The organism is Actinomadura violacea (assembly GCF_017573465.1).
Taxonomy (GTDB): domain Bacteria; phylum Actinomycetota; class Actinomycetes; order Streptosporangiales; family Streptosporangiaceae; genus Spirillospora; species Spirillospora violacea.
Map to the genome: position 1 here is coordinate 244,916 of NZ_JAGEPF010000006.1, position 19,484 is coordinate 264,399.

General features: G+C 68.6%; 21 protein-coding genes. 17 read left to right on the plus strand and 4 right to left on the minus strand.

All coding sequences use genetic code 11. The features are described 5' to 3' along the window. Positions 1-72: 72 nt before the first annotated feature. The 15 genes from fabG to J4709_RS10985 all read left to right on the plus strand — a co-directional run bounded on the left by fabG (position 73) and on the right by J4709_RS10985 (position 12,573). Entirely contained in the window at positions 73-831 is a 759-nt protein-coding gene (gene fabG, locus J4709_RS10920; RefSeq protein WP_208239748.1) for a 3-oxoacyl-ACP reductase FabG, read from the plus strand. 50 nt (positions 832-881) lie between these two features. Next, on the plus strand, positions 882-2,081 hold the full coding sequence (locus J4709_RS10925) for an acetyl-CoA C-acyltransferase (protein WP_208239749.1): 1,200 nt from the start codon (positions 882-884) through the stop codon (positions 2,079-2,081). Positions 2,082-2,097: 16 nt separating this feature from the next. Next, on the plus strand, positions 2,098-2,826 hold the full coding sequence (locus J4709_RS10930) for an HAD family hydrolase (protein ID WP_208239751.1): 729 nt from the start codon (positions 2,098-2,100) through the stop codon (positions 2,824-2,826). Next, a complete protein-coding gene (locus J4709_RS10935; RefSeq protein WP_208239753.1) occupies positions 2,823-3,617 on the plus strand; it encodes an enoyl-CoA hydratase-related protein in 795 nt (264 codons plus the stop codon). Before J4709_RS10930 ends, J4709_RS10935 begins: the two co-directional genes overlap by 4 nt. 17 nt (positions 3,618-3,634) lie before the next feature. After that, complete coding sequence (locus J4709_RS10940; protein ID WP_208239755.1) at positions 3,635-5,137, plus strand: long-chain-fatty-acid--CoA ligase; 1,503 nt, start codon at positions 3,635-3,637, stop codon at positions 5,135-5,137. Then, a complete protein-coding gene (locus J4709_RS10945) occupies positions 5,134-5,649 on the plus strand; it encodes an SDR family oxidoreductase (protein ID WP_232383282.1) in 516 nt (171 codons plus the stop codon). The genes J4709_RS10940 and J4709_RS10945 overlap by 4 nt, the downstream gene beginning before the upstream one ends. Before the next feature lie 24 nt (positions 5,650-5,673). Continuing rightward, complete coding sequence (locus J4709_RS10950) at positions 5,674-6,738, plus strand: alcohol dehydrogenase catalytic domain-containing protein (protein WP_208239757.1); 1,065 nt, start codon at positions 5,674-5,676, stop codon at positions 6,736-6,738. Between the two features lie 1,298 nt (positions 6,739-8,036). Next, positions 8,037-8,168, plus strand: a complete 132-nt coding sequence (locus tag J4709_RS54620; RefSeq protein WP_269757140.1) for a hypothetical protein — start codon at positions 8,037-8,039, stop codon at positions 8,166-8,168. Between the two features lie 73 nt (positions 8,169-8,241). Further along, a complete protein-coding gene (locus J4709_RS10955; RefSeq protein ID WP_232383283.1) occupies positions 8,242-9,456 on the plus strand; it encodes an integrase core domain-containing protein in 1,215 nt (404 codons plus the stop codon). After that, entirely contained in the window at positions 9,453-9,848 is a 396-nt protein-coding gene (locus J4709_RS10960) for an SgcJ/EcaC family oxidoreductase (protein ID WP_307801152.1), read from the plus strand. Before J4709_RS10955 ends, J4709_RS10960 begins: the two co-directional genes overlap by 4 nt. Next, entirely contained in the window at positions 9,845-10,186 is a 342-nt protein-coding gene (locus J4709_RS10965; RefSeq protein WP_208239768.1) for a hypothetical protein, read from the plus strand. Before J4709_RS10960 ends, J4709_RS10965 begins: the two co-directional genes overlap by 4 nt. Before the next feature lie 122 nt (positions 10,187-10,308). Continuing rightward, positions 10,309-10,491 (plus strand): hypothetical protein, encoded by a 183-nt coding sequence (locus J4709_RS10970; RefSeq protein WP_208239770.1) that lies wholly within the window; start codon positions 10,309-10,311, stop codon positions 10,489-10,491. A gap of 189 nt (positions 10,492-10,680) precedes the next feature. Then, complete coding sequence (locus tag J4709_RS10975; RefSeq protein WP_208239772.1) at positions 10,681-10,902, plus strand: hypothetical protein; 222 nt, start codon at positions 10,681-10,683, stop codon at positions 10,900-10,902. Between the two features lie 362 nt (positions 10,903-11,264). Further along, positions 11,265-11,696: a hypothetical protein gene (locus tag J4709_RS10980; RefSeq protein ID WP_208239774.1), complete on the plus strand. Its 432-nt coding sequence runs from the start codon at positions 11,265-11,267 to the stop codon at positions 11,694-11,696. 322 nt (positions 11,697-12,018) lie between these two features. Next, on the plus strand, positions 12,019-12,573 hold the full coding sequence (locus J4709_RS10985; RefSeq protein WP_208239776.1) for a hypothetical protein: 555 nt from the start codon (positions 12,019-12,021) through the stop codon (positions 12,571-12,573). A gap of 93 nt (positions 12,574-12,666) precedes the next feature. Here J4709_RS10985 and J4709_RS55490 read toward each other — a convergent pair whose 3' ends face one another. Together J4709_RS55490 and J4709_RS10995 are read right to left on the minus strand one after the other, a co-directional pair. Further along, entirely contained in the window at positions 12,667-13,230 is a 564-nt protein-coding gene (locus J4709_RS55490; protein WP_307801153.1) for an STAS domain-containing protein, read from the minus strand. A gap of 3 nt (positions 13,231-13,233) precedes the next feature. Next, positions 13,234-14,247 (minus strand): pentapeptide repeat-containing protein, encoded by a 1,014-nt coding sequence (locus tag J4709_RS10995; protein WP_208239780.1) that lies wholly within the window; start codon positions 14,245-14,247, stop codon positions 13,234-13,236. A gap of 1,282 nt (positions 14,248-15,529) precedes the next feature. On the opposite strand from J4709_RS10995, the gene J4709_RS11000 reads away from it, so the two are divergent. Further along, positions 15,530-16,681 (plus strand): hypothetical protein, encoded by a 1,152-nt coding sequence (locus J4709_RS11000; RefSeq protein WP_208239782.1) that lies wholly within the window; start codon positions 15,530-15,532, stop codon positions 16,679-16,681. A 2-nt stretch (positions 16,682-16,683) separates the two neighbouring features. Here the strand turns inward: J4709_RS11000 and J4709_RS11005 are convergent, their stop codons facing one another. Then, positions 16,684-17,103 (minus strand): hypothetical protein, encoded by a 420-nt coding sequence (locus tag J4709_RS11005; RefSeq protein WP_208239784.1) that lies wholly within the window; start codon positions 17,101-17,103, stop codon positions 16,684-16,686. Positions 17,104-18,517: 1,414 nt separating this feature from the next. Then, entirely contained in the window at positions 18,518-18,724 is a 207-nt protein-coding gene (locus J4709_RS11010) for a hypothetical protein (protein ID WP_208239786.1), read from the minus strand. 234 nt (positions 18,725-18,958) lie between these two features. On the opposite strand from J4709_RS11010, the gene J4709_RS11015 reads away from it, so the two are divergent. Beyond that, the gene (locus J4709_RS11015) at positions 18,959-19,480 is read left to right on the plus strand and encodes a Type 1 glutamine amidotransferase-like domain-containing protein (RefSeq protein ID WP_208239788.1); all 522 of its coding nucleotides are present in this window, start codon (positions 18,959-18,961) and stop codon (positions 19,478-19,480) included. The last annotated feature ends 4 nt before the right edge of the window (positions 19,481-19,484 follow it).

Genomic DNA, 19,484 nt, shown 5'->3' on the forward strand with positions numbered 1-19,484 from the left:
TCCGCCACGACGACCACCACACCGTCCGAAGCCCATCTGGCGCGGCATCGGCCATGAACAGAGGAGACACCCATGAGCACCGAGCGCAGGACGGCGATCGTCACCGGTGCGGCACGCGGCATCGGCGCGGCGATCGCGCGGCGGCTGGCCGCCGATGGCATGGCCGTCGCCGTCCTCGACCTTGAGGAATCCGCCTGCGCGGACACCGCCGCGTCGATCACCGAGCAGGGCGGCACGGCGATGGCCGTGGCGGCGGACGTGGCCGACGAGGCGGCGGTGAACGCGGCCGTCGCCAAGGTGACCGCCGATCTCGCGGCCCCGACCGTTCTGGTCAACAACGCCGGCGTCACCCGCGACGACCTGCTGTTCAAGATGACCGCGCAGGACTGGGACACGGTCATGAACGTGCATCTGCGGGGCTCGTTCCTGATGTCCAGGGCCGTCCAGGGACACATGGTCGAGGCCGGGTTCGGGCGGATCGTGAACCTGTCGAGCACCTCCGCGCTCGGCAACCGGGGGCAGGCCAACTACGCCGCGGCCAAGGCGGGGCTGCAGGGCTTCACCAAGACGCTGGCGATCGAACTGGGCCGGTACGGCGTCACGGCCAACGCGATCGCACCGGGCTTCATCGAGACCGAGATGACCGCCGCCACCGCCCAGCGCATGGGCATGGACTTCGCCGAAATGAAGAAGGCCGCGGCCGACCAGATCCCGGTCGGCCGCATCGGACTGCCCGACGACATCGCGCACGCCGCCGCGTTCCTGGTCGGTGAGCAGGCGGGGTTCGTCTCAGGCCAGGTCATCTACGTGGCCGGCGGCCCCACCAACTGACCGGGCGCCCCTCCGAATCCTCCCTACTCGAACAGCACTAAGGAGCAGTCATGAAACAGGCGGTCATCGTGTCCACGGCACGGACGCCGATCGGGCGGGCCTATCGCGGTGCGTTCAACGACACGCAGGCACAGCACCTGGCCGGCCACGCCATCTCGCACGCGGTCGGCAGGGCGGGCCTGGACGGCGCCGAGATCGAGGACGTCGTGCTCGGCTGCGCGCTGCAGCAGGGTTCCTCGGGTAACAACGTGGCACGTCAGGCCGCTCTTCGCGCCGGGCTGCCCGACACCGTCTCCGGGATGACGATCGACCGCCAGTGCTCGTCCGGGCTGATGGCGATCGCCACCGCCGCAAAGCAGATCACCCAGGACGGCATGGACGTCGTGGTCGCCGGCGGCGTCGAGTCGATCTCGCTCGTGCAGAACGACCACCTGAACCTGCACCGCGCGAGCGACCCGTGGCTGGTGGCCAACGCGCCTTCCATCTACATGCCGATGCTGCACACCGCCGAGATCGTCGCCGAACGGTACGGCGTCGGCCGCGACCGGCAGGACGAGTTCGCGCTCGCCTCGCAGCAGCGCACCGCGCGGGCGCAGGCGGACGGACGCTTCGACGCGGAGATCGTCCCGCTGACGACCGTGAAGAAGGTGGCCGACCGCGCGACCGGCGAGACCACCGAGGAGGAGGTCACGCTGACCCGCGACGAGGGGAACCGTCCCTCGACCACCTTGGAGACCCTCGCCGGGTTGCGGGCCGTCCTGCCCGACGGGCAGGTCACCGCGCAGTCGACGGTGACCGCGGGCAACGCCTCGCAGTTGTCGGACGGGGCGTCGGCCTGCGTGCTGATGGAAGCGGGCGAGGCCGAGCGCCGCGGGCTCGAACCCCTCGGCGCCTACCGGGGGATCGCGGTCGCCGGATGCGCACCAGACGAGATGGGCGTCGGCCCGGTGCTCGCCGTGCCGAAGCTCCTCAAGCAGCACGGACTGACCGTCGACGACATCGACCTGTGGGAGCTGAACGAGGCGTTCGCCTCCCAGGCGGTGTACTGCCGCGACGAACTGCACATCGACCCGGACCGCTTCAACGTCAACGGCGGCGGCATCTCCATCGGCCACCCCTACGGCATGACGGGTTCACGGCTGGTCGGGCATGCGCTGATCGAGGGCCGGCGGCGCGGCGCCCGGCACGTGGTGATCACCATGTGCGTCGGCGGCGGCATGGGCGCGGCCGGGCTCTTCGACGTCACCTGAGCGGAGAGGAGGACACGTGAACCCCGGCACGGCCCCCGGCGCGGCCGTCCCCCCGCAGGCGGTGCTCATCGACTTCGGGGGCGTGCTGACCAGCGGCGTCTTCGACGCCTTCCGCGCCGTCTCGCACCGGATCAGCGGCGACCCGCGCCTCATCGAACGGATCCTCCGCGAAGACGGGGCCTCCGGGCGGCTGCTGGCCGAGCACGAATGCGGACGCCTCGGCCAAGCCGGGTTCGAGGAAGGCTTCGCCGAACGGCTCCGCGCCCATGGCGTGGCCACGGTGCCCGCCGGCCTGGTCACACAGATCCAGGACGGCCTGCGCCTCGACGAGGCGATGCTGACCGCCGTCGCCCGGCTGCGGTCCGACGGCGTCCCGGTCGCGATCGTCTCCAACGCCTTCGGCGACGACTGTTACCAGGGCGTCGACCTGTACGCCATCGCTGACGCCGTCGTCATCTCCAGCGACGTCGGCGTCCGCAAGCCGTCCCAGAGCATCTACCGGATCGCCTGCGAACGGCTCGGCGCCGATCCGGCCGCCTGCGTGATGATCGACGACCTCCGCCACAACCTCGACGGTGCCGAACGCCTCGGCATCCGCGGCCTGCATCACCTCAACGGCACCGAGACCGTCCACCGCCTCGCCGAAATCTTCGGCCTCGACCTGGGACCGGACACCGGCGGCGAGCGCCCGCCCGCCGGAACCGACCGGGATTCCCCGATGCGATACGACAGGAAGAGACGATGACCCAGAACGAAGAGACCGTCCTCGCGGAGCGGCGCGGTCCCGTGCTACTCCTCACGCTGAACCGGCCCGAGCGCCTCAACGCCTGGAACGACGAACTGGAGTGGCGCTACTTCGCCCTCCTCGACGAGGCGGAAGCCGACCCGGACGTACGAGCGATCGTCGTGACCGGCGCGGGAAAGGGCTTCTGTGGCGGCGCGGACCTCGGCGTCCTCCAGGAGGTCAGCAACGCCGACGAGGTGGGGCCGGTCGAACGGGCCCGCCCGCGCACGTTCCCGCTGACCGTCCGCAAGCCGATGATCGCGGCGATCAACGGCGCCGCCGCGGGGCTCGGCCTGGTCGAGGCGCTCTACTGCGACATCCGGTTCAGCGTTCCGGACGCCAAGCTCACCACCGCGTTCGCCCGGCGCGGCCTGATCGCCGAATACGGGATCGCCTGGCTGCTCCCGCGCCTCATCGGCACCAGCCGCGCCCTCGACATGCTCATGTCGGGCCGCATCGTGAAGGGCGAGGAGGCCTGGGCGTTCGGGCTGGTCGACAAGGTCGTCGAACCCGATGCCCTGCTGGACGCCGCCGTCGGCTACGCCACCGAACTGGCCACCCTCTGCTCGCCCACCTCTATGAGCGTCATCAAGCAGCAGGTCATGCGCGCTCTGGACAGCGACTTCACCACCGCCGTCACCGAAGCCGACGACCTGATGGTCGCCTCCTTCAACCACCCGGACGCCGCCGAAGGCGTCACCAGCTACCTGGAGCGCCGGCCGCCCGCGTTCCGTCCCCTCGGCGCCCGATGAGGCAATGCGGAACCAGGATGAACAACACCGCTGAAGCACTCTGGCGCCACGCCCAGGCCACACCCGGCAGCGTCGCGCTCCGCGACGACGCGGGCGTCTCCTGGACCTACCGAACTCTGCACGACAGGGTCGCCGCCCTTGCTGCGAGTTTGCGCGAAGCAGGCGTCAGGCCAGGAGACCGCGTCCTGTTGGTCGCCCCCGCCGTGCCCGAGTTCGCCGTCGCCTATTACGGCATCCACGCCGCCGGTGCGATCGCCGTTACAGCCAACACCATGTCCACGAGCCATGAACTGCACTACATCGGCCAGGACGCCGGCGTGGCGCTCGTGCTCGGCTGGAACCGGATCGCGCCCGGTCCCGCCGAGACGGCCACCCGGTTGGACGTCCCGTACTGGCCGATCGCCACCGGCATGCCCGACCTCATAGCCGGAAGCGATCCGGGCCGGCCCCATCCCACCGGAGCCGACGACACGGCGGTGATCCTCTACACGTCCGGGACCACCGGACGGCCGAAAGGCGCCCAGCTCACCCACGGCAACCTCGACAGCTGCGCCGCGATGATCCGGCAAGCGCACGAGGTCACCGCCGCCGACCGCTGCCTCTCGGCCCTGCCGCTGTTCCACGTCTACGGGCAGGCGTGCGTGATGAACACCGTCATCCAGGCCGGCGCAGGTCTCTCCTTGCTGCCGCGCTTCACCCCCGAGGGCATGCTGGCACTCCTGCACCGCGACGAACCGACCTTCATGGCCGGCGTCCCCACCATGTGGAACGCCCTCCTGCATGCGGCCGCTGGTCAGCGACCCGCCGACTTCACCGGACTGCGGCACGCCGCGTCAGGCGGCGCGTCCCTGCCCGGCGAGGTCATGTACGCCTTCCAGGAGCACTTCGGCTGCGCCGTCCTCGAGGGCTACGGGCTGACCGAGACGACCGGAGCCGGCACCGCCCACATCACCGGCCGTCCCCGCAGACCCGGTACCGTCGGCGCTGCCCTGCCCGGCTGCGAGATCACCGTCCGCGACGACAACGACGCCGAACTTCCCAACGGCGAGGTCGGCGAGATCCACATCAGCGGCCCCGTCGTCATGAAGGGCTACTGGAACCGCCCGGACGCCACCGCCGAGGTGCTCCGCGACGGCCGGCTGCGCACCGGCGACCTCGGCGCCAAGGACGCCGACGGCGACCTCCGCATCGTCGGCCGCAAGAAGGAACTGGTCATCCGCGGCGGGTACAACGTCTACCCCACCGAGGTCGAGGAAGTGCTCTACCGGCACCCCGACATCGTCGAGGCCGCCGTCGTCGGCGTCCCTGACGACCACTACGGGGAAGAGGTCGCCGCGGCCATCGCGGTGCGGGACGGCGCCGAACTCACCGGCGACGAGCTGCGCCGCTGGGCCAAGCAGCGGCTCTCCGCCTACAAGGTCCCGCACCTGATCGCCATCGTCGACGAGCTCCCCAAGGGCCCCACCGGCAAGATCCTCAAACGAGCCATCACCCCAGGCCTCTTCGAGGGCCGGCGATGACGCCCGCAACGCCCTCGGAGGCTGTCGCGCGGTTGATCGATCTGTCAGGCAAGAACGCGGTCGTGACCGGCGGCACCCGCGGCATCGGAATGATGACGGCCCGAGGCGATCGAGACGTTCCCGGCATCGGCGTGGGACAAGGTCCTCGACCCCAACGTGAAGTCGCCGTTCCATCTCGTGCAGGCGTTCCTGCCCGCGCTCGAACGTCTTACAGCGCGAGCAAGGCGGCCCTGCACCAACTGACCCGGCACCTGGCCAAGGAACTCGGTCCGCGGGGAATCACCGTCAACGCGATCGCGCCGGGCCCTTTCGCCTCCAAGATGATGGCCCCGACGCTGGATATGTTCGGTGAGGCCATCACGGCCGGTGCACCGCTGCGACGCATCGGCCGGGACGACGACATGGCCGGCGCGGTCATCTACCTCGCCGGCCGCGCCGGCGCCTACCTCACCGGCGTCGTCCTGCCCGTCGACGGCGGCATCGGCACCACCGCCAGCGGCATCAGCATCTGACCACACCCCGACAGGAGACGACCCATGCAAGCCGCCCAGCTCCTCGAACCCGGCCGGTTCGAGATACGCGACGTCGCGACACCGGTCGCCGGGGAAGGTCAGGTGCTGCTCAAGGTGGTCGGTGCCGGCATGTGCGGCTCCGACGTCCACCTCGTCCGCCACCCTCCGAAAGCACTGCCGCTGCCGCTGACCCTCGGCCACGAGACCACCGGACGCGTCGTCGAGCTCGGGCCGGGCGTGACCGGCCTGACTGCGGGGGACGCCGTCCTGGTCGCCGGCATCTGGAGCTGCGGAACCTGCCCGGCGTGCGCCGAGGGCCGGGACAACGCCTGCTCGTTCTGGGCGACTCGCACGGCCGTCCCGCCCGGTCCAGGCCTCGGCCACCCCGGCGGCATGGCCGAATACATGGTCGCGCCCGCCAGAAGCCTCGTGCCGCTCGGAGACCTCGACCCCGTGACGGCCGCACCCCTGGCCGACGCTGGAATCGTTCCCTCGCACGCGATCAGCCTCGCCCGCCGCCAACTCCGGCCCGACGCGACGGCGGTCGTCATCGGCGTCGGCGGCCTCGGGCACCTCGCCGTGCAGATCCTCCGGGCCACGACGGCGTGCCGCATCGTCGCCCTCGACGTCGACGACGACCGGCTCGCCGCCGCCCTCGACCACGGCGCGGACGTGACGCTCCGCTCCGAACAGGCTGCCGAAGCCCTGCTCGACCTGACCGACGGGCTCGGCGCCAACGCCGTCTTCGACTTCGTCGGCACGGACGGCACCCTGGAGATCGCCCGCAGCACGGTCGCGACCTACGGCGCCATCGTCATCGTCGGCCTCGGCGGCGGAACCCTCCAGGTTCACGCCGCGCCCGCCCCGGTCAAACGGCAGTCCGGCCTCCCCTGGGGCGTATCGGTCCAGCGCCCCTACGGAGCGACCCGACGCGACATCGCCGAGGTCATCGCCCTCGCAGTCGCCGGCCGCATCACCGCGCACGTCCAGGCGTTCCCCCTTCACGCAGCCCCCGAAGTACTGCAACGCCTCGAACAAGGCCACGTGCACGGCCGCGCCGTCCTCCTCCCGAACGGCCCCACCGCCTGACCCCGACGCTGCGCGCGGAACAAGTGCACCGAAAGCGTCTTCTGGCCGTCCCCACAGGGCCGTGCTGCGGGTAGCCCTGAAAGCCTGCCGCTACCGAGCCGCATGATCACGGTGTCGAAAGTTGTCGATCAGCAAGAAGCCCGGATCGATCTAGATCAACCGGTGCACGAAACCGTGCATTGCGATTACCGACAGTGTCGGTAGTACCTGGGCACGGTGGTGCTGGCCGAGTTGTCGGTCGCGCACCTGCGGGCGATGTTCGCGCGCATCGCCCGCGAACATCGAGCCCGAGGCATGCCGTTGACGGCGGCCACGGTGAACCGGATCAGGGCGACGCTGCGCACCGCGCTCAACGCCGCGCTGCGGCGGGGCCTGATCTCCGACAATCCAGCGGCCCGGATCGAGCTACCGACGGCCCGGCGTCCACGCGCGGTCGTGTGGACCGCGAACGGAAACAAGCCGGCGAGGGCTACCAGGACAGCGGATACGTCTTCACCCGCCCCAGCGGTGATCCCCTCATCCCGGACCGGCTCAGCCGTAGCCGGCGCGGTGATCAGTCATGCCCGGCGAGGAACGGGAGCCGTTGCTTGCGCTACCAACTGGGCTGGTGTCCGGAGTGCCGGTAAACGCCGGGCCCAGGACGGCCTCAGCGCGGCCCCAGGGCGATGCCACCGAGGCCGCCGTGGACAGCATTTTCCCTGGTCAGGGGTGGTGGGTCGCGTGGGACTCGAACCCACAACCTACGGATTAAAAGTCCGGAACCGTCGTATCGGAGCGGCCTGCTCGGTGTCGGCCGGTGTCGGTTCGTCCGCATCGAGCCCGATTTGCGTGCCGCACGGTGCCGCCGCCTGCCGATCCGGTTCGGAACCGCCGAGCCGACAACGAGCCGACATGGACCGTTGACGATCTTGTGGCTTGCTCGTCGGCGACCTGCATGGATGGAGTTTTCAGCAAGCGCAACGTTCGTGGTGCTGCGTCTGCTTCCGATGACCGACCGGGAGAAGAACATCGAGATCTTGGTGCTTATCGGATCATGGTGCTGGAAGGGCCAACAGGACGGGGCGAGGGTCCAGTTCGCCGGTCCGGATCGAGCGCTGGTCGCGGAGCTGCGGCACCGGCTGCCTCGTGGTGTACTGCGCTGGATGCGGCTGATCGTGCGGCCGGCACGGTCTTGCGCTGGCACCGGGACGTGATCGCGGGCCGGCACGCCGCCTGATCCAGAGCCAAGCGGCCGGGCCGCCCACCGACCGTCGCTCCATCCGGGCTCTTGTCCTTCGTCTGGTGCGGGAGTTCCCGGGTTGGGCTACCGGCGGGTGCACGGCGAGTTGCTGGTGCTCGGCGACGAGGTGGCCGCATTCACGGTCTGGGAAATCCTCAAGGACGCTGGAGTCGATCCCGGCACCCGAGCGTGCATCGACCACGTGGGCTGACTTTCTGCGTTCCCAGGCCGGGGCATTGCTGGCGTGTGACTTCCTGGAGACCGCCACGTTCACGGGTGCGCAGATGTACATGCTGGCGGTCATCGAGCACCACAGCCGTCGGATCCGCGTTCTGGGTGCCACCGCCCATCCGACCGCGTCGTGGGCGACGCAGGCGGCCAGGAACCTGGTCATGGACCTTCAGGACGCCGGTTGCCGGGCGCGGTTCCTGAGCCGTGACCGGGATGGCAAGTTCGCTGACCTGTTCGACGCGGTCCTGGCCGATGCCGGCATCCAGACGGTGCTGACCGGGGTGCGGATGCCGAGGACGAACGCGGTGATGGAGCGATGGGTGCAGACCTGCCGCCGCGAGCTCCTCGACCGCAGGTTGATCTGGAACCAGCGGCACCTGCTTCATGCCCTCCGCGAGTTCGAGACCTTTTGCAACGAGCATCGGCCTCATCAGGGCATCGCCAACGCGCGCCCGCTGAAGCCGCTGCCTTCAGCGATCACCGATTCCGACGAGATCGCCCGCTTGAACATCCGAAGAAGGCAACGGCTGGGAGGGGTTCTCGACGAGTACGACATGCCGTTTGACCTGCGCGGACGGAGGTTCTCGGCAGGGACAGGGCTGCTGCAGGACTTGACGGGCCGTCTATGGCAACTTGCTATAGTGCATGTTGCTATAGAAGGGTGGGTGTGGATGGCGCGGTGGGACGTGACGGGAACGACGGTGCTGGCTCTGTTGGCACAGCGGGCGCGTCATCCCTATGAGCTGCACAGATTCCTTATCGACACGCACAAGGACTTTGTGTCCGGGCTGCCGCGCAGCCTGTACCACGCGGTCGAGCGGCTGGCGCGGGATGGGCTGATCGAGCCGGTGGAGAGCATCCGGGAAGGCCGGGCGCCCGAGCGCACCGTGTACGACATCACCACCGAGGGACACCAGGAACTGGCGCACCGGCTACGGCGGATGCTGGAACGGCCCGACCGCGACACCACGGTGATGTATGCCGCGCTGTCGCTGATCGGGGTGCTCGAGGTAGGCGAGGTCGAGCGCTGCCTGCGGACCCGGGCGGCGGAGCTGGAGGGAAGGATTGCGGCCGCGGACGCGAGTCTGGCCGGGCTGGATCTGCCCCGAGCGCTGCTGCTGGAGACCGAGTATGCGCGGGCCTTGCACAGCGCCGAGCTGGCATGGCTCCACGGGGTGCTCGCCGACCTGCGCTCGGGCGAACTGGACTGGTCCGGCCTGGTGAACGACACCGGGCCGGCGGGACGACCGAACCTGGAGGGACCGTGACGGGAACATCATCGGTGGACGAGCTGCTCGACGCGCTCGTCACCGCATGGAACGCCGGAGACGCCACCGCCTACGCGGACCTTTTCGTCGAGGACGCCGACTACATCACCTTCTTCGGCCAGAACATGGCCGGCCGTACGGCGATCGAGACGGGACACCGGGCCCTGTTCGAAGGACCACTCAAAGGGTCCCGCCTGACCTCGGGCGGAACCGTGCCGAAGATCCGGTTCCTTCGTCCCGACGTCGCCATCATCGTGACCGCTGGCGGCGCCCCTGGTGACGATACACAGCAGTCCGTCATAACCCTCACCGCCGTACGGAACCAGGGCCGCTGGCGGTTCGCCTCGTTCCAGAACACCCGCGTCACGCTGCCCCGGGGAACGCCGTCGTGACCAAGCCGCTCGTCGAAGAGACCGGATTCGTGCCCCTGCCCTCAGCCGAGGTACGGCGCAGGCTCATAGCCCTGGTGTCCAGCCCTTACGCCGAGCCGTCGGGCGACGGCGACGTCGTGGTGTTGCAAGGCGGCTGGTGGTATCGCGGCGAGTACGCCCTGGAACACCGCGGCCAGGGAACGCAGGTGACCCATCGCGTGTACAACATCGCCTCCCGGGGACGTTGGGCCGTCCCGCTCGCCAACCGTTTCTTCATCGGTTTCGCGGACAAGACACGCGCAGGCTTCGCCGAGCTACTGAGGACCATTGCCGACCAGTCAGAACCACGCGACCGCTAAAAGGGGTTCGCGCGTCCTGCCGTATCCCGGCCACGCCCCCGCCCAGCTATCACGTATAACCGATTATTATCTGCGACACTGACGAAACCGAGCTGGGCGAACACCTCAGCGGATCACCACCGTTGCCCACCGCGGCCGCCGCCTACCTGGCCACCCTGTCCGGGCCTGAGCAGCGCAACACCCAGCGCGCCTACCGCTCAATCCTGCGCGCACTGACCGCCGAGTTCGCTCCGTCCGGCACCTCGTTCACCGTCGCCGACCTCGACACCGACAGCCGTCGAACGGCTCACGGCCCGGTTCGGTGATCGGTGGAACCACAAGGCTGCCGCGACCTTCAACCGGCACTTGGACGCCCTGCGCTCGGCCGTCGCCTTCTGAATCGGCCAAGGCCGGCTCACCAGCGTGACGTAGAGCTACGCGGCAGCGTGCTTCGTGAAGCACGGAGACAAGATCGCGCTGTACAACGGGGGCTCCACGAGCGACGACGTGACGATGTGAAGTGGAGCAACTACCTGCGAACCCGCTCCGGAGCGTGGAAGCACTACCGAAGTGGTCACCATGTCAGCTACGGGCCTGGTAGCTGGACGACCTGGAATCACAACTTCTACGAGGACCGGTCCGTGAACGCCTACAAGGGCGGGGGAAGCGGGATCCGCTTGTACGCGTGCACCCAGAAAGGCTGCTCGGCGTACATCTGGATCCGCAACAGCCAGTAGGCGGCGGAACAGGAACAGCAAGCCCGCGCCAGGCCTAGAGGCAGCACCCTCAAGCCCCGCTCCCCGGCCTGATAACCGGGCGGCAGCGTGAGGAAGAACGACGGCCGCGCAGATCGGGTCGCTTTTACGCCTCGAAGGCCGGAGGTCGGGTTGGAACGCTATGTCAAGCCGCCGATCACCCGGCGTCACGGGCGCCGGACGCTACTCCCGGGTGCCGCCAACGGCTGTCGGCAGGTTCCTCAACCCCGGGCATGCGCGCGCCGCCACCTCGACCTCATCACGGTGGCACATGCGGCCGGGTTCAGCACGGTTTCTGTTGCGCCCGTCGAGATGGACGGGAAAAAACGAAACAGGAGAAGACCGTGAAGTCTGTTGTGCAGCTTCTCACCATCGTCGTCGCATCGCTCATCGGCGGTGTCCTCGGCAGCGCCACCAGCGTGACCGCCCAAGCCGGATCCGGTTCCCTGAGCACCACCGATGTCCTGGCGTTCGCTGTCTGGGGCGGTGTCGGTGGCGCCCTCGCCGCGATCAGCGCCAGCGCTATCACCGTCATCGTCGGCTCCGCCAGTCGGACCATCTTCACGATCGCCGGGGTCATGCTCTTCGCAATCGGATGGCAGGTGCCCGTCTTCAGTGACCGGCCCGGTCTCCTCATCATCGGCTTGGGCTTCCTCGCGGGCGTCCTGGCCGACATCATCGCTCGTCTCGCCGACGTCAAGGCCAACGCTGCCGGAACGGCGGCCGCGACGGCCCAGAACCCGCAGTCTCCGGGCGACTCTGCACAGGAGAAGTAGGCCCGGGAACTGAACAGCGGCGGGCGCGGTTGGGATCTGCAAGCCCAACCGCGCCCTGTTTTTCGTTGTCCGGGCGACACGAAACCAGACCTCTGCCTAGCTCCGGCATGCTGCGCAGCGAAACACCGCATCCCCACGGGCCCCGCGCCGATCCGATGGGGGCCCCGCCCCCGGCAGCCTCAGGGAGCGGGCGCGGCCTGCCATGCCCGGGGCCGCCGCCGATAGGCCTGCGGGCCTGCTCGCGCTGACGTTGAGTCCGTATTCGGCAACCTGCTGCCCAAGTCTCACGACAGTGCGCCTGGCCGCCTCTAGCGTTCGGGCTGTGAAGAACGAGTTCATGCCCGAGGAGCTCCGCGTTGCGACCGCTCACCTGGTCACCGAGACCGTCGATCGGCTGCAGGAAGTCCTCCGCTACAGCCATGCCCCTGCCGAATGGGAATGGCCTCGGATGGTGCTCTACAGGATCACCGATGCTCAGGACACCCTCGGCATGCTGGTGGGGCTCTACGCCGCGCACGCGCTGCGTGCGGGCTGTGACCCTGATTCGGTCAGGAGGTACATGCAGACCTCTCAGCAGTGCTCGCGCGCTGAGTTGCCGCGGCAGCAAGACGTCGACTACCTCTATGGCCTCATGGGCTGGCCGGCCGAAGACCCGAAGGCCACCCGGTACACCATTGGCAAGATCCAGCGTGCCCGCCGTGGTGACGGCGACCGCCATGAGGAGTGGACCCTGGCCTGCGTCCACGCCCTGCAGGCATTCGCCTGCGCTGAGCCGGGCGAACTGGACGACCTGCCCGCCGGCATCAGCACCAAAGCGAAACGCGTCTACGCGACTTTGGTTCAGCAGGGCAGTGAGCCGGAACCCGCTGACACCTAGGTGTTGCTGGCCAGGCGGTGGCGTCGCGGCGAGCGCGTTGCCGGCAGGCCGCTCGGCCGCACCCGGCGGGGCGGCGCCACATGGTGCCTGGGGCTACTCGGGCAGGGTGGCGGCGATGGTGATCCGCCGGTCCGCCCCGGTGTTCCGTAGGTGGTCGGCGACTTTGGGGGGCGGGCAGAGCAGTACGAACTGCCCGCCGGTCGCGGTCGCTTGTTTCCAGCCGCAGACGAAGGCGTTCAGCCCGGAGGAGTCGCAGAAGGTCAGGCCGGACAACTCCAGCGCCGTCCGTACCGGGGGAGCGGCCCACAGGGTGCGGGCGATGTAGTCCAGCAGATCGGGAGCGGTGGCCACGCCCAACTCGCCCCTCAGCACCAGCACCGCCCAGGGCCCGCGCCGCTGGGTGATGACCGACAGCGCACTCGGGCGGCAGGGCGTAGACGGGGCACGTCCGGAATACGCTGGATAGGGATCATCGCGCACGTCAAGAAGGGTGAGGCGGAGGCCGGGGTTTCGGCTGTGGACAGCCGGTCCGAGCGTGGACCGGAAGGCCGTGACCGCACGCCGTAAATGTCGCTCGCCACGATCGTGGCAAGCCCGTCCTGCGAGTTGCCATGATCGTGGCGAGCGGCAATTCCGGTGGCACCCCTTGACGACCACGTCTTAGCCGCACTGGGGGCTTCTCTCGAAGAGAGCTTCAGTGGGCGAGGAACTGGGGACGCCCACCCCCCGAGCGGGAACTCCCTGAGTGCCTCGCAGGTCCGCGCCGTACGCGCCGCTCAAGTCCGCCCCGGTCAGGCGTGCGTGGTTCAAATTCGCCTTCTTCAGATACGCGCTGCGCAGGGTCGAAAATTCCAATCCCGCACTGGTCAGATCCGCGCCGCCCATTTTCGCATTGGTCAAATCCGCGCGGCCCATCTTCGCCCAGGTCAGATCAGCGTCTTCAAAGAACACGCTTCTCAGGCACGCGTGGATTAGTCTTGCGCGGTTCAGGTGCGCGTGAGCCAAGTTCGCAGCGTCGAAGTACGCGTCAATCGAGTCTGCGTCGGTCAGGTCTGCACCCTTCAGATCCGAGTTCTGCAGGTGCACGCGGAAAAGGTGCGCACCAGTCAGGCGCGCACCAGTCAGGTCTGCGCCGTCCAGGTGTGCGCTGTCCAAGTGTGCGCCGTCCAGGTGTGCGCCGTCCAAGTGTGCGCCGTCCAGGTCTGCGCCGTCCAGGTGCGCGCTGTCCAGATGCGCGCCCTCGGGAAGGGTGGCTCCGCGAAGGCGGGTGTTGTGCAGGTCCAGCGCGGGCGCGTCTTTGGGGTCTGGAGGGCGGCGGGCTAGGACGGTGAGGGCGGCGGTGACGTCGGTGTCGGGTTCATCTGGCAGATTCTGTTCTTTGGGGGCGGGATCGTGTTCGCGGATGAAGGCAGCCAGGACGTCGCGGATGGTCTGGCGGTCGCGGGGGGAGTCTTTGACGATGCGTTCCAGCGCATAGATGGCGGCGGTGCGGACCTCGCGTTTGTCTGAACCGAGTTGCTCGGTGGCTTTGGTGTAGCGGTCGGTGACCTGTCCCTGTTGGGAAGTGCGCAGTGTCTGCGCGCTGATCAGCAGCGTGCCGACCGTGGCCAGGACACCTCCGATCAGGACCCAGGTGTTGACCTGGCGGTGGAGCCGCTGTTTAGCCAGGTCCATCAACTCCAGCCGCCGGTCGGCCGGAAGCGCGTCGAGTTCTGCCTGGGTCGGACGCGTGGGCAGTGCGGGCTGTCGGCGCCGGACTCTCGAGAGCCGGATCCGTCGCTCTCGTCTCCTCGGAGAGGGAGACGGAGGGGAGGGCGCCCGGTCAGGTTCCCGGTCGGGGGGCTCTTCGGGGTCGGCAGGGTTGTTGCGGGTGGAGTCGGCCATATCTCTTCAGACGCCCACGGCACGCGATCGGACTGCTACCCGTGAGAGGTCCGTGTGGCCCGGAGGTCACCGGGATGTAGCGGGACCCAGCCGGGCCGCCGGGGCTTCGGGATAAGAGCCCTTACCCCGAAGCCTCTCCGCCGGACTCACATATCCGCCCGATCTTTCCCGAGTGCTACGGCGACCCCATATGGCGAGGTAGAGGGCGTGCGGGTCCAGGCCCCTCCCGTACACCAGCGCCCGCTCGCCGGACTGGCCTCGCGCGGCCGCCACCGTCATGGCGGTGCCGTGCGAGATCTCGCCACGCGAGACCTGCAGGACGGTGAACGCCGCGGCGACGGGGTCGTCGGCGGATGGGGTGTCTGCGGTGTAGGAGTGGCCCTGCTGGTGCAGGCGCTCTTGGATGCGCGCGGCCAGCATCTGAGCGGCGGCGGCCCTGGGCGAGCTCGGCGAGGAGGTGCGGGGGTAGAGCTTGCGAGGCCGTCCTTCTCGCCTTGGGACAGGTGCGTGTTGTCCGATTGGGAGGCGCAGGGGCTGGGATTGCTGCGGTAGAACTCCAGGGGGTACGGGTAGATCATGATCGACTTTGGGTCGAAGGTGGCCGCCACCAGTCCGCGTCGTGCCGGCTCGGGCCGCAGGTTGTGATCGACCACGTCTTTGGGCCAATAGTTGGGTTCCCCGGCCATAAAGGTGTAGATGCCGGGGCGGCGGCCGGCGGCATCGGGGACGAAGACACCGTCGGCGTCGGTGGTGGGCTGGTATCCGGGGTCGTCCTCGAAGCGGAACTCCTCCTTGCAGGGGCCGCTGGGGTTCTGGTGCTCGTGGTGGAAGGCCACGGCGTGCAGGAACTCGTGCCGCACCGTGTCGATCCAGTCCTTGGGCAGTTCCTTGTCGAAGCCGCCGAGGTTCAGGCTGCACTGGTGCGCGCGGCCGCCGCCCTTGCCGGTGGGGGCATAGCTCGAAGGAACCTCTACATCACCTCATACCTTTGCCCGCCAGTGCCCACTACTGGGGCGCGCCGGAGGGCGAGCCGCGGCGGCTCGTCGTCCCAGGCGGCAGGGCACGTGCCGAGATGCTCGCGGCGCCGCCCACGACCGCCTTGCTCTTAGCTTGTGAATCGAACTACTGTGAAGTTCACTTCACACAGGAGGCAGTTATGGAGCCATTGGATTCTCTGCCGGACATCGACCCGAGTGCTCACGCCACCGACTCCTGGACATGGGGTGAGCAGAGGTACTACGTCGTCGGGGACGGAGAGCGATGGTACGCGTGGGTCGACGCGCATCCCGAGGCGTCGGTCTACCAGGTCGCCGATGAGGATGAAGCCCGTGCGGTCCTCGACCGTGAGCAGGCGTGGTGGTCGTTCGCGTCCGAGCACGGCAATCGCGTGGCCAAGGTGGAGGTGGCCGATCGTCCCGGCGCGGACCTCAACGGAGATCTGCGGACGTTCTATGACGCGGTCCTGGTCGATGGCGGCGAAGCCGGTGTCATCGTGGCGATCCGGAAAGAGGACGACTACGCCCTGCAGCGCTTCGGCAGCCTGATCGACGCCGGCGAGGCGTTCGCGGCCGAGGCCGAACGCTTCGCCGAGCAGGTCGAGCGGGACGGGCTGACCCGGTTCCCCGGTATCGCTGCAGCCAACCTGCGTTATCGCGCAGCGGTGGCGCGGTCCGACATCGCCCGCGTCGCACTCGGGGACGCGGTGCGCCGCCAGGGGGCCCGGTTGCGCGGTGAGCGTGGGCTGACGCCGTTCATGGCCCACCGCCTCGGGGTGTCTCGAGAGTTCCTCTACAGGGTGTTGGCCGGCCGGGAGTGGGCCGGGCAGACGCCGGGGCCGTCGCCGTCCACTGGCTGGACGGCGACGGCCGGGTTCGCGATCGAGGGCGACGACCTGCACCAGGCCCACGACATACTGGCCCAGGTGCTGACCGCGATGAGCGTCTCGTTGACCGAGGACGCATCACTGGAGGAGGGGCAGCGGGGCACCTGGTTCGCCCGATGCCGGCTGGACCTGAGCGACCTCGGCGAAACCGCACCTGACGACGCGCTCACCCGCCTCAGGTACATCGTGCGGGAACTGCCAGAGGTGACCTGGCGGGTGCAGGCCCGCCCCGGTCAGCGGGCCGGACGGTTCGACTGGCCGAGCGGCTGGGACACCCGCGACCAGGTCCTGGTGTCCCCGGCCGTCCGGGCCGCCGAGGTCCAGGTGTACGAAGCCGGCTGACCTCACACGTGGATCGGGACGCCGCAGTGCCAGCCCTTGTAGCTCTCGCACGCGGTGATCTCGATCTGCGAGTAGGTGCTGTAGTGGCTGCTGTCGTGGAAATGCACTTTGTGGTTCTGCCGGGCGCCGGCCTTCCCGATCTGCTTGTTGTGGGCGCTGTGGCCGAAGTTCTTGTAGTGCAGATACAGGTAGACGGTGCCGCTGTGGCAGGAGTTGTAGACGTTGCCGTCGTACTCCACGTAGCCGGGGAACGCGATCGAGCCCCAGCCGCCCCAGCCCAGAGTGCCGTCGCCGCCTCCACAGCCGACGCGAGGGTGGACGCGGTGCTTGTGGTCGTTCACCTTCTTGGCCGGACTCGGCTTGTTGTGGTGCGGGTCGGGCGCCTGAGCGGAGCTGGCGAACGCCGCCGAGGCCGGCAGCATGCTCAATACCGCAGCGGCTGCGGTGACAGAAACCACCTGAGCGATCTTCACAGTGAGTCGTCCCTTTCGGGGGCGCGCCACAGTCGCCTGTGACGTCGGAAAACGCGAGTAGAACGGAAGGTTCAGGACTCCGAGAGCGCGGGCGGATATCACCCCCTTTGAGGCGTGAGCTTCAATCTGCCAATTCCGGCAAATCCACGAAGATCTTGGCGCAATCACCATGAAACCCCATCCGCAAATACACGTACTTCAACAATTTGTTGACACGCGTGTTGCTATGTGAGGGTTGTGGTTTTCCCGTACTCGACGGGTGGCGGGAGCGAAGCCATGCCACGTCAGAGGAGTCACACCACGACCCGGCCTACCGGCTGGCTTAGCAAGAGACCCTGCTCACCCAGACGCTGCCCTGAGGTCGCTGAAAGGTTCGCGGGCCACGAACTCAGCGGCTGATGCCGTGGCTTGGGCCGTGGTGAGGGCTGTGACGGTGGGGGTGTTGGGCTTCTTCGGTGGCGCGGCAGCACGGGCGGCGCGTTGTCCGGCGACTTGCCGGGTGCGGTAGGGGGCGCGTTGACGTAGTTCGGCGCGGGCGTAGCCGGGTGGGATCTGGCGGCGAGTGTCGAGTTCGGCGGTGGCCACGAGCCGCGCGGAGGTCTCCTCGGCGGCATTGCCGGCTGATGGTCGCTTATAGCCTGGTGGTCCGTGCCGTACGTCTCCTTGGCAGGCGGCGCCGTGAGCGAGACTGTAGGGGCTGGCCAGGGTCAGCGGCCGAGTCTGTCGCCGCGACCGGGTCCATGGCTTGGGCCGCGGTGCCGGTCCGGGGCCTGCGAGGCCGCAGACCGGGACGCACGCTGTGCACGGACGTGGCGAATGCGTTGTGCCTGCTCTTCGGCAGCGTGGCGTTCGGGCAGCGTCGTGCGGATGGCTTGCTCGGTCCGGATCGTGGTGAGCGCGGTGCGAGCGCCGGCGGAGCTGGGCGGCTCGGCGGTGACCACGCCGGGGAGCGCGAGCCGATCAGGCGCCTGTTCTTCATCTTGCTCTGCAGCAGATCTCTGTGTCGGATCACATCGGACAGCGGCAGATGTCCTTGTTGAGCGCGGAGTCTTTGTCAGTGGGAACGCGGACCTGATGTCAGTGGTCGGCGCGGATCTGATGTCAGTGCTGGCTCGGGGGCGTCGTTTGGGGGCGCGCCGGTCAGTCTGTCGCCTGGTGGTCGGTGTTGAGGGCGGACGGGACCGCGTCGTGCGAGGTTGGGCCCGGCGCTGCCGGATCGTTCGGTGCCGGGCTGGGCCTGCGGGCGGGGAGGTGTCGGGGAGCTCTCCGCGTTCGTCGGCGATGTCTCCGTCGTTGTGGAGCCGGAAAGGCGGACTAGATGTCGGTGGCACGCGTGGAAAAGTTGTCGGCGGAGCGAGGCCGGTTAGTGGTCATCTTGCGATGCCCGCCGACGCCTGAGCCATGCGCGCACTTCGGTGACAGGCACGATCACGAGCATCAAGCCGACGGCGGCGGACAGGTGGTCACTCCACGTCCGGTCCCAGATCAACAGCGTGTTCAGCCCCCACGCGATCAGGAACATCAGTGCGTACACCGCAGCACGGCCCAACCAGGGCCAGCTTCCGAGCATCTCGCCACTCCTCGCCACCACGCAACGGAGCCCGCTGACATCTTCCCCGCCGACAGCGCTGACAACTTCTCCGCGCTCAACATTAGGTTTCCAGGGACAGCGTCACGTTCGGATTAACTCTTCCACCCGCCTGGAGCCACGGTGAACGAACACCAGCACCTGTTCCTGGGGTCGGCCGGCCTCGGCGGCCTACCAGGCTGGCTCATGTCGCTCCCCACCCCTCCCACCCGGGCCGTGCTCATTCCCACCGCGGCCAACCCGCTGCGGTCGGCACCGTTCGTCGAAGCCGCGGCGCAACTGCTGCGCCACGAGGGCATGACCGTCGAACGCCTCGACCTGCAACACACTGAGCCATCCACCGCCGAACGCGCCCTCCGCACAGCCGATCTGGTCTTCGTCACCGGCGGCTATGCGATCTTCCTTCTGCAGCACGTGCACCGAACTCGCTTCGACCAGGTCCTCCGCCAAGCCGTCACCAGCGGACGAACGGCCTACGTCGGCATCTCCGCCGGAGCCGCACTCGCAGGACCCGACCTCCGCTTCTTCCGCGACACCGAGGACCCCGGCCGGGTCGTCTCGACCACCGGCCTCGGCCTCGTTCCGTTCACGGTCCTGCCGCACCGCAACCGCGACAACGCCGAACGCCACGACCGCCACACCCTCCGACACGACCGCCAGGTCCGATTCATCTCAATCAACGACGACCAGGCCGTCGCCGTCCACGCCACCTCCTGGAAAATCCAGCAATCACCATGAGACC